General features: G+C 63.3%; 12 protein-coding genes. 6 read left to right on the forward strand and 6 right to left on the reverse strand.

Going from position 1 to position 15,996, the window contains the following annotated elements; translation table 11 throughout:
- Positions 1-6 precede the first annotated feature (6 nt).
- Genes ACK4FH_RS02140 through ACK4FH_RS02155 form a run of 4 tightly spaced genes read right to left on the reverse strand, consistent with a single transcriptional unit; the run spans position 7 to position 4,818 of the window.
- Positions 7-1,212 carry an acetyl-CoA C-acetyltransferase gene (locus ACK4FH_RS02140; protein WP_409810781.1) on the reverse strand — a complete coding sequence of 402 codons (1,206 nt, stop codon included), beginning with the start codon at positions 1,210-1,212 and terminating at the stop codon, positions 7-9.
- Positions 1,213-1,260: 48 nt separating this feature from the next.
- Positions 1,261-2,412, reverse strand: coding sequence for an acyl-CoA dehydrogenase family protein (locus tag ACK4FH_RS02145; RefSeq protein ID WP_409810783.1), 1,152 nt, complete (start codon positions 2,410-2,412; stop codon positions 1,261-1,263).
- Positions 2,413-2,439: 27 nt separating this feature from the next.
- Positions 2,440-4,233 carry an acyl-CoA dehydrogenase C-terminal domain-containing protein gene (locus ACK4FH_RS02150; protein ID WP_409810785.1) on the reverse strand — a complete coding sequence of 598 codons (1,794 nt, stop codon included), beginning with the start codon at positions 4,231-4,233 and terminating at the stop codon, positions 2,440-2,442.
- 57 nt (positions 4,234-4,290) lie between these two features.
- On the reverse strand, positions 4,291-4,818 hold the full coding sequence (locus ACK4FH_RS02155) for a MerR family transcriptional regulator (protein WP_409810787.1): 528 nt from the start codon (positions 4,816-4,818) through the stop codon (positions 4,291-4,293).
- A gap of 219 nt (positions 4,819-5,037) precedes the next feature.
- On the opposite strand from ACK4FH_RS02155, the gene ACK4FH_RS02160 reads away from it, so the two are divergent.
- The 6 genes from ACK4FH_RS02160 to ACK4FH_RS02185 all read left to right on the forward strand — a co-directional run bounded on the left by ACK4FH_RS02160 (position 5,038) and on the right by ACK4FH_RS02185 (position 12,600).
- Entirely contained in the window at positions 5,038-5,595 is a 558-nt protein-coding gene (locus ACK4FH_RS02160) for a CAP domain-containing protein (RefSeq protein WP_409810789.1), read from the forward strand.
- Between the two features lie 81 nt (positions 5,596-5,676).
- Entirely contained in the window at positions 5,677-6,777 is a 1,101-nt protein-coding gene (locus ACK4FH_RS02165) for a TRAP transporter substrate-binding protein (protein ID WP_409810791.1), read from the forward strand.
- Between the two features lie 405 nt (positions 6,778-7,182).
- Positions 7,183-9,978 carry a peptidoglycan-binding protein gene (locus tag ACK4FH_RS02170; protein WP_409810793.1) on the forward strand — a complete coding sequence of 932 codons (2,796 nt, stop codon included), beginning with the start codon at positions 7,183-7,185 and terminating at the stop codon, positions 9,976-9,978.
- A gap of 126 nt (positions 9,979-10,104) precedes the next feature.
- Positions 10,105-11,028, forward strand: coding sequence for a sulfite exporter TauE/SafE family protein (locus ACK4FH_RS02175; protein ID WP_409810795.1), 924 nt, complete (start codon positions 10,105-10,107; stop codon positions 11,026-11,028).
- Positions 11,025-11,816 (forward strand): TIGR02186 family protein, encoded by a 792-nt coding sequence (locus ACK4FH_RS02180; RefSeq protein ID WP_409810797.1) that lies wholly within the window; start codon positions 11,025-11,027, stop codon positions 11,814-11,816. Before ACK4FH_RS02175 ends, ACK4FH_RS02180 begins: the two co-directional genes overlap by 4 nt.
- A gap of 13 nt (positions 11,817-11,829) precedes the next feature.
- Entirely contained in the window at positions 11,830-12,600 is a 771-nt protein-coding gene (locus ACK4FH_RS02185) for a cytochrome c biogenesis CcdA family protein (RefSeq protein ID WP_409810799.1), read from the forward strand.
- Between the two features lie 3 nt (positions 12,601-12,603).
- Here ACK4FH_RS02185 and pdeM read toward each other — a convergent pair whose 3' ends face one another.
- Both pdeM and ACK4FH_RS02195 read right to left on the reverse strand, forming a co-directional pair.
- Positions 12,604-13,347, reverse strand: coding sequence for a ligase-associated DNA damage response endonuclease PdeM (pdeM, locus tag ACK4FH_RS02190; protein ID WP_409810801.1), 744 nt, complete (start codon positions 13,345-13,347; stop codon positions 12,604-12,606).
- A 4-nt stretch (positions 13,348-13,351) separates the two neighbouring features.
- A complete protein-coding gene (locus tag ACK4FH_RS02195; RefSeq protein ID WP_409810803.1) occupies positions 13,352-15,895 on the reverse strand; it encodes a ligase-associated DNA damage response DEXH box helicase in 2,544 nt (847 codons plus the stop codon).
- Positions 15,896-15,996: the final 101 nt, after the last annotated feature.

Consider the following 15,996-nt stretch of genomic DNA (forward strand, 5'->3'; position numbering starts at 1 on the left):
TCTACCTCACACGCGTTCGATGATGGTGGCGGTGCCCATGCCCGCGCCGACGCAGAGCGTGACCAGCGCGGTGTTGAGATCGCGCCGTTCGAGTTCGTCGAGTACGGTGCCGAGGATCATGCCGCCGGTCGCGCCGAGCGGATGGCCCATCGCGATCGCGCCGCCATTCACATTCATCTTCTCATGCGGGATGTCGAGCGCCTGCATCATGCGCAGCACGACGGAGGCGAAGGCTTCGTTCAGTTCATAGAGGTCGATGTCTTCCGGCTTCATGCCAGCCTTGGCGAGCGCCTTGCGCGATACATCGGCAGGGCCCGTCAGCATGATGCAAGGCTCGGAGCCGATGGAGGCCATGGCGCGGATGCGCGCGCGGGGCTTCAGCCCCATTGCCTTGCCGGTTTCGAGGTTGCCGAGCAGCACGGCGGAAGCGCCGTCCACGATGCCCGACGAATTGCCAGCATGGTGGACGTGGTTGATCTCTTCCACTTCCGGGTAGCGGTCGAGCGCGACGCCGTCGAAGGCGAATTCGCCAAGCGACGCGAAGGAGGGCTGGAGCGCGGCGAGCGACTGCATGGTCGCGTCGGGCCGCATATGCTCGTCATGGTCGAGAATGGTGAGGCCGTTGATATCCCTCACCGGAATGACCGACTTCGCGAAATAGCCCTTGTCCCAAGCATTTTTCGCGCGCTTCTGGCTCTCGACGGCATAGGCGTCGACATCGGTGCGCGTGAAGCCGTATTTGGAGCAGATCAAATCCGCGCCAATGCCCTGCGGCGTGAAATAGGACTTGAAGGCGATGTTCGGGTCGGACGACCAGGAGCCGCCCGACGCGCCCATGCCGACGCGCGACATGGACTCGACGCCGCCGCCGATCGTCATGTCGGCTTCGCCGGACATGACCTTCGCCGCCGCCATGTTGGTCGCTTCGAGGCCGGAGGCGCAGAAGCGGTTGATCTGCACGCCGGCCGTGGTCTGCGCGTAGTCGGCATTCAGCACCGCGATGCGGGCGATGTCGCCGCCCTGCTCGCCAACAGGGTCGACGCAGCCGAGGACGACGTCATCGACCTTCGATGTATCGAGGCCGTTGCGATCGCGGATCGCCTTCAGCGTCTGGGTGGAAAGTTCGAGCGCGGTCACTTCGTGCAGCGCGCCGTCCTTCTTGCCCTTGCCGCGCGGGGTGCGCACGGTGTCGTAGATGAAACAATCTGTCATGTTCGTCTCCCTGGGGGACTGGTTCTTGTTGCGCCGGTGCGGGTACGCTCAGAGCGTGCGGGCGACCAGCATTTTCATGATTTCGTTCGTGCCGCCGTAGATCTTCTGGATGCGGGCATTCGTGTAGAGCTTCGCGATGGGATATTCCATCATGTAGCCATAGCCGCCGAAGAACTGCAGACAGGTGTCGATGATTTCGTTTTCCTTCTGCGTGGTCCACCACTTGGCCATGGCGGCCGTCGTCGCATCGAGCTTGCCGTCGAGCAGCTTCACAGCGCAATCGTCCACGAAGACGCGGGCGATGGTCGCTTCGGTCTTGCATTCGGCAAGCTTGAACTGCGTGTTCTGGAAATCGAGGATGCGCTGACCGAAAGCCGTGCGCTCCTTCACATAGTCTGTCGTGTATTTCAGCGCCATTTCCATCGCGATGACGGCATTGACCGCGATGATGAGGCGTTCCTGCGGAAGCTGCTGCATGAGCTGGAAGAAGCCCTTGCCCTCTTCCGTGCCGAGCAGGTTGGAGGTCGGCACCTTCACCTCGTCGAAAAAGAGCTCCGACGTGTCCTGCGCCTTCTGGCCCATCTTCTTCAGGTTGCGGCCGCGGCGGAAGCCTTCCACCTCATCCGTCTCGACCATGATGAGCGATGTGCCCTTGGCGCCGCCGGCCGGGTCGGTCTTTGCAACGACGCAGATCAGGTTCGCCTGCTGGCCATTGGTGATGAAGGTTTTCTGGCCGTTCACCACATACTGGTTGCCTTCCTTCTTCGCGGTCGTCTTCACGCCCTGAAGATCGGAGCCCGTGCCCGGCTCGGTCATGGCGATGGCGCCGACGATTTCGCCGGATGCCATCTTGGGCAGCCACTTCATCTTCTGCTCTTCGGTGCCGTAGGACTGGATGTAATGTGCGACGATGCCCGAATGAACCGAGTTGCCGAAACCGGAAATGCCGGCGCGGCCCTGCTCTTCGGCGATCACCATTTCATGGCCGAAATTGCCGCCGCCGCCGCCATATTCCTCCTTGATGGAGGCGCAGAGAATGCCCGCCTCGCCCGCTTTCAGCCATGCGTCGCGATCGACATGGCCCTGGTCTTCCCAGCGGTCCACATGGGGCTGGAATTCCTTTTCATAGAATTTGCGGACAGCGCCCTGAAGGATCTGCAGTTCCTCGTTGAGCCAAGGCGACTTGTATTCGGCGTTCATTCTTCGCACTCCCTGAAGACTTGATAATCAGAACTCTTCTGCCGCCATCGACATGATTGGTGCTGCGCCGTGACGGATACGCGCAAGATGCGTCGCCGTCTCGGGCACCACATGGTCCATGTAGTAGCGGCCGGTTTTTATTTTCGTTTCGTACCAAGCCTTGTCCCCACCCTGAGCGGTGGCAAGGCGATCATTCGCGGCTTTCGCCATCTTCGCCCACATGAAGGCGAGACCCGTCACACCGAAAAGATGCATATAGGGCGTCGAGCCCGCACCGGCATGATCCGGGTTTTCGAGTGCGTTTTCCATGAACCACATGGTGCCGGCCTCGAGATCCTTGCGGGCGCGCTTCAGCGGCTCGACGAAAGGTTTCATCTTGTCGTCACTTTCATTCGCTGCGGCGAAATCATCCACCATCTTGAAGAAGGCGAAGACGCCGCGGCCACCATTCTGCGCGAGCTTGCGCCCCACGAGATCGAGCGCCTGCACGCCGTTCGCGCCTTCATAGATCATGGCGATGCGCGAATCGCGCACGAACTGTTCCATGCCCCATTCGGCGATGTAGCCATGCCCGCCGAAAATCTGCTGCGCATCGACCGCGTTCATGAAGCCGCGATCGGTGAAGTAGCCTTTCAGCACCGGCGTCAGCAGCGCCATCATGTCGTCGCCGAATTCGCGCGTCTTCTCGTCGTCGGAGCGATGCGAGAGGTCACCATGCAGCGCCGTCCAGACGAGCAGCGCACGGGCGCCTTCGTTGAACGACTTGATGTCGAGCAGCATGCGGCGGACATCCGGGTGCACGATCAGCGGATCGGCGGGCTTGTCTTCTGCCTTCGTACCGGTGAGCGATCGGCCTTGCAGGCGCTCCTGCGCATAGGTCAGCGCGTTCTGATAGGCGACTTCGGATTGCGAGAGGCCCTGCAGGCCGACGCCGAGGCGCGCCTCGTTCATCATGGTGAACATGGCGCGCAGCCCCTTGTGCTCCTCGCCGACAAGCCAGCCGATCGCTTCGTCGTAATTGAGAACGCAAGTCGCGTTGCCGTGAATGCCCATCTTCTCTTCGAGCGCACCGCATGAAACGCCATTGCGCGCTCCAAGCGAACCGTCATCATTGACCATGAACTTCGGCACGAGGAAGAGTGAAATGCCCTTCACGCCCTGGGGGGCGCCTTCGATACGGGCCAGCACAAGATGGAGAATATTCTCCGCAAGATCGTGGTCGCCTGCGGAAATGAAAATCTTCTGGCCGCTTATCTTGTAGGAACCGTCGCCCACCGGCACCGCCTTGGTGCGCAGGAGACCGAGATCGGTGCCGCAATGCGGCTCCGTCAGGTTCATCGTGCCGGTCCATTCGCCGGTCACGAGCTTCGGCAGATATTTCTTCTTCTGCTCGTCGGTGCCATGTTGTGAAAGCGCGGAATAGGCGCCGTGGCTGAGCCCCGGATACATGCCGAAGGCCATATTCGCCGACGACACCATCTCGTTGAAGATGACGCCGAGCGCATTGGGGAGGCCCTGCCCGCCATAGGCCGTGTCGGCGACGAGCGCCGGCCAGCCGCCATCGACGAGCAGCTTGTAGGCATCCTTGAAGCCGGTGGGGGTCGTCACCACGCCGTTTTCGAGCTTGCAGCCTTCGCGGTCGCCGATCTGGTTCAGAGGCTGCAGCACTTCTTCCGTCAGCTTTGCCGCTTCTTCCAGGATCGCGTCAACGAGATCGGCAGGCGCATCCGCAAAGCCAGGCAAGTCCGAGTATTGCGAGAAGTCCAGCAACTCGTTCAGCAGAAAACGGTATTCGCGCAAGGGCGCCTTGTAGCTCGGCATGGGATTCCTCCGGCAGGTAGGTAAGGAGCGCCCCTTTCGAGCGGGGGCGCCGTTACCTCAGACGATAACCTTTTCGAACTTTTTCGTCTTTGCCGGTTTCGCGACGGCGGCGGCCGGGGCACCGGATTTTCGTGCCTCCTTCACCTGCACCTCGATCTGGGCTTCCAGACGGGCGCAGCTATCCTCCAGCGTGCGTATCTGCAGGTCGATTTCGCTGCGCTGCTCGTGAAGCTGGGCGATGCGCTTGCGGAACTTGTCCACGGCAACGCGGTTCTGCGTCTCGCAGCCGTCCTGAAGATCATAGAGGCTCAGGATTTCCTTGATCTCGGAAAGCGCGAGACCGACATTTTTGCCGCGCACGATCAGCGTGAGACGGGCGCGGTCGCGCGGATGATAGATACGGGTCTGGCCCCTGCGCTCGGGCTTCAGCAAGCCCTTGTCCTCATAGAAGCGGATGGCGCGGGTGGTGAGGCCGAACTCATCGGCCAGCTCCGTGATTGAGTAGGTGACGCCGGACATCTCGCAATGGGCTGCGCCGTTGCGCTTCGGGGCGCTGGCGGCGTCCGTATGAAGCTGCTGTTCCATGAACTCTCTCCCTGACTGCCGGTCCAGCGGCATCTAGCCGCGCGGACAGGACCGATGGCGTTTCAAGCTCTAGTTTTTGGCTGTTTTCAGCCGATTTTCTAAAAGTAGACCGGAATCTATTTGACGTTGACGTAAGCGTCAAGCCGGAGTCGAAAAATTTTGCCCGCCGCCATGCCCGGTGCTCTATTGGCGCCGGAAGAAACCCGGGAGAGGAAGAAGATGATGCGCCTTGCCGTGCGTGCCCTGCTCGTATTTTCCGCCGGCTTGCTCGTCGCCTGTGCCACCGGTCCTTCCGCAGACAAGCCGCGCGAAGTGAACACGCGAAGCCTGCCGCAAGGAGCGAGTGCGGCTACGCAAGCGGATAGCCCGCTGGCTGCGGAAGTGCTGAAAGCCGTGAACACCTCGCGGGCCACGCGCGGCACGGCGCCGCTTTCGACAGATGCGGCATTGCAGCGCGCGGCAGCGGTTCATGCCGCCGATATGCAGCTACGCAACTTCTACGGCCATCACAATCCGGACGGGCAAGGCCCGCGCGAACGGGTGCTTGCGGTCTCGCCCGATTTCAAGGGCAGCGTGGCGGAGAATATTCAGGTGGTCGAAGGTGCAAGCTATGCAGCCATGAGCGATGCGCAGCTAGCTGCCGAGCTTGTCGGCAAATGGGCGGCGAGCCCGCAGCACCGCCGCAACATGCAGTCACCGGATTTCACGCGCAGCGGTATCGGCATTGCACGCAGCGGCCAGAAAATTATTGCGGTGCAGGTCTTTTCCGCGCCCTGAGCGCAGGCCCCGCAAAGTCATTGCAGGCGCAGGCTTTGCAGTGACATGCTCGCGCGGTCGAATCTCCGGGGGCTCACAAAGATGAAACGCAGGGAATTTCTCGGCGCGGCGGCAGGCGCAATCGCCATGCCCGCGCTTGTCACGCCGGCAAGTGCAGCGGGGGGGCGCGCCGCGGACCGCATCGAATGGCGCATGGCGACGGCCTGGCCGAAGGGCGCGCCGGGCGTCGGCGTCAATGCGCAGCGGCTGGCAGACCGGATCGGCGCCATGTCAGGCGGGCGGCTCACCGTGAAACTTTACGGCGCGGGCGAACTCGTGCCGCCCTTCGAGGTGTTCGATGCCGTGTCGCAGGGCCAAGTCTGCGAAATGGGGCATGGTTCGCCTTACTATTGGCAGGGCAAGAACCCGGTCTTCCATTATTTCACGGGCGTGCCCTTCGGGCTGATGGCGCCGGAGATGGCGGGCTGGCTGCAATTCGGCGGCGGGCAGGCACTCTGGGACGAAGCCTATGCGCCCTTTGGCGTCCTGCCCTTCTATGCCGGGTCGAGCGGGGTTCAGGCCGGCGGCTGGCTCAATCGCGAAATCAACACCTTGGACGATCTCAAGGGTCTGCGCTTCCGCATCGCCGGGCTCGGCGGCGAAGTGATGCGCCGTCTCGGCGTGAGCGTCATACTGACGCCACCCGGCGAAATCTTCAGTGCCATGCAGAACCGCACCATCGACGCCGCCGAATGGGTAGGCCCCTGGAACGACATGGCCTTCGGCCTCGACCGGGTGGCAAAATATTACTACCTGCCTGCCTTCCACGAGGCGGGGCCTGCGCTCGAACTCATTGTAAACAAAGAGAAATTCAATGCCCTGCCGGCCGATCTCCAGAACATTGTTCGCGGTGCGGCCTTGGCAAGCGCGGCAGAGGCGCTGGCCGATTTCACCTTCCACAATATCGAGGCCTTTGCCCGGCTGACGGCGGAAGGCGGCCCGGAGCTGCGCGAATGGCCGGAGCCCGTCGCGGCCGAACTGGCCCGTGTTTCGAGCGAAGTTCTGGCCGAACTTGCGGCTTCCAGCGAGCTGGCGGGCCGGGTTGCGGCCTCGCATGATGCCTATCTCGCCAAGGCGCGGCAATGGTCGCAATGGTCCGATGCGGCGATGCTCGGCCTTAGAAACCGGCATCCGCTCGACTAGGCCGCGCTTTACGAAAGAACATTTGGCCGCACCCGCAATCGCAAGCCAGACGGGCTCCGGTTAACCCGGTATTTACCTACCTTGCCGTTTTATTGGTGTGCTGAAACAGCACGTCCCGCAGCATATTTGTGCGCCGGCGGCGTCCCAGCGTATCGCAGCAAGATTTAGGGCCAGTCAGCGTTGAGAAATACCAGATAGCGCGGTTTATACTGGCCCGAAGGGTAAACGGGCATAGTGATTCGGATGCGATCGGGGGTTCCATGGAGCGTCAAGGGCATTGAGCCCGAGGCGCGAGAAGCGGCCAAGCAGGCTGCCCGCAGGGCGGGCGTGACGCTTGGTGCCTGGTTGAACCAGGTGATCATGGACACCGGCACCGACGAAGTAGGCCGACAGGAGCCTTCTGCCATGCAGAGCAGATATTCGGAGCCTCAGCAGGCGGCACCCCAGGCACCGCAACCCAAACCGGCGATCGATCTCGGCCCGCTCGGCGAAGCGGTCCGCGAACTGGTGCAGCGCGTCGACAGCAGCGAACGACGCACGGCGGAAATGACGCGCAAGCTCGAAGCAACGGTGGGCCAGATTGCCCATCGCCTCGATCAGTCGGAGCACGAGATGGAGGAAAGATATTCGGAAGCGCGGGCGCACGATCCGCTGGAGCGGAAGCTGCAGATGCTGGGCGAGCGGATGGAACGCGCCGAGCGCGGCCGTGGCGGCTTGCGCCCCGAAGACCAGCGCACGATTCAGACGCTAGAGAAAGCCGTGAGCGCGGTGGTCGACCATCTCGAAACCGCCGAGCAGCGCACCGACAACACGCTGGCCGAAATTCGAGAGTCGCTTGCCTCGCTCTCGCATCGCGTTGAAAGCGCGGAACAGGAAGCTGCGCGCGAGGAAGCAAAGCGCCGCGAACAGGTTCTCGAAACCACGTTGCTGCAGCTCGCAACGCGCCTCGAAAAAATGGAACATGGCGTGACGGGCATTGGCCCGCAGGCCGTTGAAGCGGCGCTGAAGGCGATCGAGGAAAAGTCGCAGGCCGAAAGCCAGCGCGCCGCGATCGAAAAGCTGCAGAGCAATCTCGACAAGATTGCCGAACGCCTCGAGCGGACGGAGAGCCGCACCGACCAGACCGTCAAGACGGTCGAAAGCTCGGTGACGAATATTGCGCGCAAGCTCGAAGACCTCGACCGGGCACACCGCACGGAAGTGCCGGAGGCTCTGGCGACGCGCTTCGAGCAGATGGCTCAGCGCCTTGAGCACAACGAGCGGTTGACGATGGAAGCCGCGCAAACCGTCGAGCGCGCGATTGCAGGTATCGGAGAAAATCTTTCGGCGACGGAAGGCCGCGAACGCGAGGCGCTGACATCGCTGCAGGCGATGATCGAGCGCATGACGAGCCGCCTCAACTCGCTTGAAAAGGAAACGAGAGTGGCAAAGGCGCAGGCTTCGCTTTCGCCGCAACTGAACGCCGGCGGTGTGGCGGGCTTTCCGCCGCAGGGCGCCGGTTTCGGCCTGCCTGGCTTCGACGCGCCGCCGATGATGTCGCCCGCAATCGGCGGCAACCTCGGTCCGGCCTTCGGCCCCGGCGACTGGGACGCCCCTTATCGCAGCGAGATGCGCCCGACGCGCGGCGAAACGAACGATGCCGGCCGCTTCGAGGCGCCGCCGTTCGTGAGCGAACGCCGCGGCGACCGCTTTGACGACGTGCCGCCGCCGCCCTTCGTGGAGCCGGCCGACGGCATCTATGATGATGACGCGGAAATGCGCGGCGACATCGACGATGGCATCATTCCGCCCGATCCTGATGAGCCTGTGCAGAATGCAGGCGAGCGCGCCGCTAACGATTTCCTTGCCGCTGCACGCCGTGCAGCGCAGGCCGCCGCCCAAGGCGGCAGCCATGCACGGCAGGAACCGCAATATGGCTCGTCCGCGGGCTTTACTCCGTCGCCTGCCCGCTATTCGGCGCAGGAAGACGGCAATGGCCGGCGCCGCAAGCTCGTATTCGGCGTGGCAGCCAGCTTCGTGGTGCTTGCCATTCTCGCAGCTATCTATGTGATGCAGCAGAGCGGGACCACGCCTGTAGTGCCTGCGGCGCAACGCATCGAGCCCACGGGCGAGCGCCCGGTCGTACTCGACACGCCGCAAACCCAAACCGATCCGGAGGCCAATCCGGAGGATGCCGGCGCCAGCAACGCCGCGGCAGGCGATGCGACAGCGCCGGCATCCGCCTCTCCCGGCGAAACACCCGCCGCACCGAACGAAGCGCTGGTGCCCGCGCCAGCGACTGCAACGCCTGCCGGCACCGCCACATTGACGCCGGCCGCGCCGCTGACGCCCGCGCCTTCGACGCCAGTCGAGGTTCAGCCGGTGCAGGTGACGCTGATGGACACCGCCAATCGCGGCGATGCGGCCGCGCAGTATGAAGTCGGTGAGCGCTATGCGAATGGAGATGGCGTCACTCAGGACATGGCCGAAGCGGCCAAATGGTTCGAGCGTTCGGCCAATCAGGGCCTTGCCGCCGCGCAGTACCGGCTTGCCACACAATATGAGAAAGGCCGTGGCGTGGCGCAGGACGACCGCCTCGCCCGCGAGTGGTATGAAAAGGCCGCTCAGGGCGGCAATGTGAAGGCCATGCACAATCTCGCCGTGATCCATGCTGAAGGGCGCGGCACGGCACAGGATTTCAAGACGGCATCCGGCTGGTTCACGCAGGCCGCCGATTACGGACTTGGCGACAGTCAGTACAATCTGGCGATCCTGAATGAACGCGGGCTTGGCATCCCGAAGAACCCGATCGAGGCCTACAAGTGGCTCGACATTGCCGCGAAGGGCGGCGATCAGGGCGCGGCCGCAAAGCGAGATGCGATCGCCACCGAACTCAGCGCCGAAGACCTCGCCCGGGCGAAAGTCGCATCCGGCACCTGGCGCGCGAAAACGCCCGACCCGGTCGCCAATGGCGACCTGTCGTCGTTGAAGCAATGGGACGTCTCCTCGCTGACCGGCAGCGGCTCCGCCGCAAGCAGGGCCGATATTGCGCGTGTGCAGGAGCTTCTGAACCGGCTCGGCTATGACGCCGGCTCTCCGGACGGGCTGATGGGCCCGAGGACGCGCGACGCCATTCTCGAATATCAGATGACCGAGGGCCTCGCGATCACCGGCACGGTCACGCGCGAAACGCTCTCATCCCTCGAAGCGCGCCTGAGCTGACCGCACAAATCGTCCGGTTCTACTGGGAATCGGCAAAGGGACGTGCTACCCAGAATTCCGACCTTTTTCCTCCCACGAGGCGGCGTTTTTGCCTGAAGGTCTCCGGAAGCCGGAGCCACACGCAACATGCAGATCTATCTCCCGATCGCCGAGTTGCCGGTCAGTATCCTGACCATTCTGGCCATGGGCGCGGTTGTCGGGTTTCTCTCGGGCATGTTCGGTATCGGCGGCGGCTTCCTGATGACGCCGCTTCTCATCTTTCTCGGCATTCCGCCTGCCGTCGCGGTCGGCACGCAGGCAACGCAGATCGTCGCCTCATCGGTGACGGGAGCGCTCGCCCATTTTGCGCGCAAGTCCATCGACTTCAAGATGGGCACCGTGCTGCTTGCCGGAGGCATCTTCGGCTCGTTCACCGGCATATATATCTTCAAGCTGCTGACTGCGATCGGGCAGATCGACCTTGCAATTTCGGTCGTCTATGTCGGTTTTCTTTCCGTTATCGGCGCCATGATGATGGTGGAAAGCGTGCGGGCCATTCGCGCGGCGCGGGGCGGCGCCGTCGCGGTACGCCGCGGCGGGCACCATAGCTGGATCCACGGCCTGCCCTTCAAGGTTCGGTTCCGCCGCTCGAAACTCTATATCAGCGTGATCCCGCCCGTTCTCGTTGGCTTCTTCGTCGGTGTGCTGTCCGCGATCATGGGCGTAGGCGGCGGCTTCATCCTGATCCCGGCAATGATCTACCTCCTCAGGATGCCGACCAATGTCGTGATCGGAACGTCGTTCTTCCAGATCGTTTTCGTCGCAGCCGTGACGGGCATTCTTCACTCTGTCGAAAACCAGGCCGTCGACATCGTTCTTGGCTTCCTGCTCGTTGTCGGCGGCGTGATCGGCGCACAATATGGCGTGCGCATGGCGGAGAAGATGCCCGCCGAACAATTGCGCGCGCTTCTTGCCGCGATCCTGCTCTTCATCGGATTGCGGCTCGGCTATGATCTTGTGGTGACGCCGGACGATCTCTATTCCGTCATCGAGACGCAGGTGACGCGATGAAGCGGATCGCCTCAGCATTGGCCATGCTTGCCGCCATCTTGCTCGCCGGGGCGGCGCGTGCGGATGTGCTCGTTACCGATCTTTCCGAACACCAGATCGCCATTCGTTCCAATTTCACTGGAACTCAGATTCTGCTCTTCGGCGCCGTCGAGGCCCGCACACCCGGCTCACGCGCGGCGGACCGAGACATCGTCGTCGTCGTGCAAGGTCCGGTGCGGCCCATGACGGTGCGCAAGAAGGAGCGGGTGGCAGGGCTCTGGATCAATCATGACTCCGTCACCTATCCCGCCGTGCCCGGCTACTACGCCATTGCGAGCACCAGGCCACTCGAAGTGACGACGGAACCCGAGGTGCTGAAAGCGCTCAGGATAGGCATCGAAAACATCAACCCCGGCATACCCGTCGCGCGCTCTATCGAAGGCGCGGTGCAGAACCTTCAACCGGAAGTGGAAAATGCCTTCTGGAAGGCGCTTATCCGCAATCAGCGGCGCGACGGGCTATACATCAACCTGCCCGGCGGCGTGACTTTCCTCGGGCAAACGCTTTTCCGTGCGACGGTCGACATTCCGGCGAATGTGCCGGTGGGACTATATACCGCAAAGGTCCACCTGCTTCAGAACGGGGAAATTGTCGACACGATCTCCTCGCCGCTCTATATCGACAAGAGGGGCGTCGAGCGGGAAATCTACCGCATGGCGCATGAAGACCCGTTTCTTTACGGGCTGCTCGCGGTGCTGGTGGCGGCTTTCGCCGGCTGGCTCGCTTCGGCGGTGATGAACCGGCAATAGACGGATTGTCGTGATGGATGTCGGATATGTCGCAGCCGCACTGGGCGGCCTGATCAGCTTTCTCTCGCCCTGCGTGCTGCCGCTGGTGCCTGCCTACCTCTGCTTCATTGCGGGCACCTCGCTGGAAGAATTGACGCATGAGGACGAGGAAGGAAAGCCACTCGGCTCAGAAGGGCTGACGCTGCGCGTGGCACTTGGCGCCAGCGGCTTCGTGCTCGGATTTACCACGGTCTTCGTCGCGCTTGGCGCGAGCGCGTCGGCCATCAATCCGTTCATCCTGCAGAACAAGATCATCCTCACGCAGATTGCAGGCGCGGTCATCATCGTCTTCGGCCTGCACTATATGGGCCTCTTCCGCATCGCGCTGCTCAACCGCGATACGCGCTTTCACCTGCCGGGAAATGGCGAAGGCGAGCGGAGCCTGCCGATGCAGTTTGCGAGCCCCTATCTGCTCGGTCTTGCCTTTGCCTTCGGCTGGACGCCCTGCATCGGGCCGATCCTCGCGACGATCCTCACCCTTGCCGCTGCGCAGGAAAGCCTTTCGGCGGGCGTGTCGCTCCTCATCGTCTATTCGCTCGGGCTCGGTATTCCCTTCCTTGCCGCGGCTTTTGCCGTGCGCGGCTTCCTCAGCTTTGCGGCGAAGTTCCGCAAGCATATGCGCAAGGTGGAGATTGCGGCAGGACTGCTGCTCGCAGGCACGGGGCTCATGATGCTCACCGGCACTTTCGAGCGGATTGCGATTTTCCTGCTCGAGACATTCCCCATCCTCGCGACCTTCGGCTGATCTTCAATCGGCTTCGAGGCGATGCGCGGCGACGGGCACGACCGTGCGGCCGCCCATCATCCAGGCATGAAAGTCGAGGCCCGGCAGCAGCGCGTCATAGGCTTCATCCAGCACATTGAGCCCGCCTGCATAGGCGCCGAAGGCCGGCATGATCATGCGCGTGCCGTCCGTCGCAAAACAGCGGCGGCGCAGACGCCTGCCGCGCACGCGCACCGCCGCGCAGGGATGGAGATGGCCTGCAATCTCGCCGGTATCGGGCGCTGCCTGCGGCTCATGCCGGAAGGTGAGCGGGCCGAGGCGGAGCTCCTCCATCACCACGCCGCCGAAGCCCTGCGGCGGCTCGGGATCGTGATTGCCCGTGATCCAGACCCAGTCGAGCGAGCGCGAAAGACGGGCGATCCGCGCCGCATCATCCGCATCCATCCGCGTTTCCGCCTCGCCGTCATGGAAACTGTCACCCAATGCGACGACAGATTGCGGCTTGAGCCTTTCCACGAGTGCCTCGAGCCGGGCGATGGTCGCGCGTGTGTCGTAAGGCGGGAGCGCCACGCCGCGCGCGGCAAAGGCCGACCCCTTTTCAAAATGAAGATCGGCAACGACAAGCAGCCGCTCTTCCGCCAGCCACGCCGCACCTTCGGGCAGGAGGCCGAACGCGACGCCACAAACGGTGGGTGACGGGTGCGCGACGGGGCGGATACCTTCGCTGGTTCCTTCTTCCGCCGCCGGACGCGCGTTTGCCTTCATCATTTCCTCAAACCAACCGTGTCGCTTCGGCGATCAGCTCGTCCGCCGCTTCGGAGAGTAGCGCCTCGTCCGTCTCGCCGCCAACGGAGACCTTGCCGATATCGAGGAGCACGGGCACGGCGAGCGGGGAGACGCGGTCGAGCCGCTTCAGGCGGATATGGCTCTTGATCCGCTTCAGCATCTCCGCCACACGCCCCACATCGAGCAGGCCGGTCGCGGCATCGTTGAAAGTGGCGCGGAGCAGGATGTGGTCCGGCTCATGCTCGCGAAGCACATTGTAGATGAGGTCGGAAGAGAAAGTGACCTGACGGCCCGTCTTTTCCTGCCCCGGAAAGCGGCGCTCGATCAACCCGGCGATGATGGCGCAGTCGCGGAAAGTGCGTTTCAGCAGGCTCGATTCCGCAAGCCATGCGTCGAGATCATCGCCCAGCATGTCTTCGGCGAAGAGTTCGCCCAAAGGCAGTTCGTGGCGCTCATGCATGAGGCCCGGATCGCGCAGGCACCAGATGGCGAGCGCATATTCCGACGCGATGAAGCCCATCGGCCTCGCGCCCGCGCGGTCGAGCCGCCGCGTCAGCAACATGCCGAGCGTCTGATGGGCAAGGCGGCCCTCAAACGGATAGCAGACGAGATAGAAGCGGTCGCTGCGCGGGAAACTCTCGACGAGAAGATCCTTCTCGCCCGGCAGCACGGAGCGCCAGGCCTGAATCTCCAGCCATTCGCGCACAGGTGGAGGTAGCGCCGTCCACTCCTCGCGATGTGCAACCATGCGCCGCACGCGCGCGGCGAGATAGGTCGAGAGCGGAAACTTGCCGCCATAATAGGATGGGACTTTCGGCTCGGCGCTCGATGATTTTGTGACGAGCGCCTCCGTCTCGGCCAGTCCTTCGAAGCGGAGCACATGGCCCGCGAAAAGGAACGTGTCGCCCGGCGCGAGCTGGTCGATGAAATATTCCTCGATCTCGCCGAGATAGCGCCCGCCCATGCCGCCGAGCGGGCGCCTGCCGCCACGCTTTACCATGCGCACCTTCAGCATCGGCGCCTCGACAATGGTGCCGACATTCATCCGGTATTGCTGGATGACGGCGGGCGAGGCGGCGCGCAGCCGCATATCGCCTTCCGCTTTCGCATTGGGGCGGAGCCTTGCGAAACGATCGTAAGTCTTCAGCGCATAGCCGCCGGTCGATACGAAATCGACCACCTTGCCGAAGTCCTCGCGCGTCAGCGCGCGGTAAGGCGCGGCGGATCGCACTTCGGCGTAGAGTTCTTCGGCATCGAATGGTTCGGCGCAGGCGCAACCCAGCACATGCTGTGCCAGAACGTCGAGCGCACCCTGCCGCGAGACCATGCCATCCTGCGCGCCTTCAAGTGCAGCCGCGCGGGCGGCCACGCATTCCAGCACCTCGAAGCGATTGGCGGGCACGAGCAATGCGCGCGAGGGCTCATCGAGCCGGTGGTTCGCGCGGCCGATCCGCTGCAGCAGGCGGCTTGCGCCCTTCGGAGCGCCCATATTCACCACGAGATCGACCTCGCCCCAGTCGATGCCGAGATCGAGTGTCGAGGTGCAGACGACGGCGCGTAGCGTACCGGCCGCCATTGCCGCTTCCACCTTGCGGCGCGCTTCCGACGACAGCGAGCCATGATGCAGCGCAATCGGCAACGCGTCCTCATTGAGCCGCCAGAGCTCCTGAAAGACCACCTCCGCCTGGCTGCGCGTATTCACAAAAACGAGAACGGTCCTGTTCACGCGGATCGCCTCGTAAACCGCGGGGAGCGCGTGGCGCGCCGAATGGCCGGACCAGGGGATGCGCACTTCCTCCGAACCTTCATCGACGGGTGTCAGCACCGCAATCTCCGGCACGGCACCCGGCGGCGCGACGACGATCTCGCTCAGGGCATCACCCGTTTTCGGCTGCGGCATGAGATAACGGCGCAGCGCATCGGGCTCGGTCACCGTTGCCGAAAGGCCGGTGCGGCGGAGCCCCGGCGTGAGTTTTGCGAGCCGCGCAAGACCGAGTGCCAACAAGTCGCCGCGCTTGGAATTCGCCAGCGCATGAAGCTCGTCCAGCACCACGCAAGTGAGCGAGCCAAAAAAGGCGCTCGCATCCGGGTAGGACAGGAGAAGCGCGAGCTGCTCCGGCGTCGTCAGCAAAATATCCGGCGGTTCGCGGCGCTGGCGCTGGCGGCGGTTCTGAGGGGTGTCGCCGGTGCGCGTCTCGATGGAGATCGCGAGGCCCATTTCCTCGACCGGCGATTCGAGATTGCGCTTCACGTCGACGGCAAGCGCCTTCAGGGGCGAAATGTAAAGCGTGTGAAGCGCAGGCTTTCGTTCGCCTTGTCGCGTGGCGATATCCACAAGGCTTGGCAGGAATCCCGCCAAGGTCTTGCCCGCCCCTGTCGGCGCTATGAGGAGCGCCGATTCCCCTGCTCTTGCGAGTCCCACCAGAGCGAGCTGATGCCCGCGCGGCTGCCAACCCCGGCGTTCGAACCAGCGGGTGAAGACGGGCGGCAGAAGATCGGCTCCCAGAGAGGCGGTAAGCGGGGCTGTCATGGGCAGAGCCTACCAGCCCGCGCTTGCCTGAAAATACCCTATTTCAACAGGTTCAAATCTGCCGCTCTCCGTGGGACACTTGGTCCCACCCAACGACCAGC

Origin of the sequence: Parvibaculum sp., from assembly GCF_046297875.1 — a bacterium.
Classification (GTDB): Bacteria; Pseudomonadota; Alphaproteobacteria; order Parvibaculales; family Parvibaculaceae; genus Parvibaculum.

Bases quoted from the DNA above. Each gene is read 5' to 3' on its own strand.
- ACK4FH_RS02195 (WP_409810803.1), bottom strand. From the start codon at position 15,895: ATGACAGCCCCGCTTACCGCCTCTCTGGGAGCCGATCTTCTGCCGCCC.
- ACK4FH_RS02175 (WP_409810795.1), top strand. From the start codon at position 10,105: ATGCAGATCTATCTCCCGATCGCCGAGTTGCCGGTCAGTATCCTGACC.
- ACK4FH_RS02185 (WP_409810799.1), top strand. From the start codon at position 11,830: ATGGATGTCGGATATGTCGCAGCCGCACTGGGCGGCCTGATCAGCTTT.
- ACK4FH_RS02160 (WP_409810789.1), top strand. From the start codon at position 5,038: ATGATGCGCCTTGCCGTGCGTGCCCTGCTCGTATTTTCCGCCGGCTTG.
- pdeM (WP_409810801.1), bottom strand. From the start codon at position 13,347: ATGATGAAGGCAAACGCGCGTCCGGCGGCGGAAGAAGGAACCAGCGAA.
- ACK4FH_RS02145 (WP_409810783.1), bottom strand. From the start codon at position 2,412: ATGAACGCCGAATACAAGTCGCCTTGGCTCAACGAGGAACTGCAGATC.
- ACK4FH_RS02170 (WP_409810793.1), top strand. From the start codon at position 7,183: ATGCAGAGCAGATATTCGGAGCCTCAGCAGGCGGCACCCCAGGCACCG.
- ACK4FH_RS02140 (WP_409810781.1), bottom strand. From the start codon at position 1,212: ATGACAGATTGTTTCATCTACGACACCGTGCGCACCCCGCGCGGCAAG.
- ACK4FH_RS02150 (WP_409810785.1), bottom strand. From the start codon at position 4,233: ATGCCGAGCTACAAGGCGCCCTTGCGCGAATACCGTTTTCTGCTGAAC.
- ACK4FH_RS02155 (WP_409810787.1), bottom strand. From the start codon at position 4,818: ATGGAACAGCAGCTTCATACGGACGCCGCCAGCGCCCCGAAGCGCAAC.
- ACK4FH_RS02165 (WP_409810791.1), top strand. From the start codon at position 5,677: ATGAAACGCAGGGAATTTCTCGGCGCGGCGGCAGGCGCAATCGCCATG.
- ACK4FH_RS02180 (WP_409810797.1), top strand. From the start codon at position 11,025: ATGAAGCGGATCGCCTCAGCATTGGCCATGCTTGCCGCCATCTTGCTC.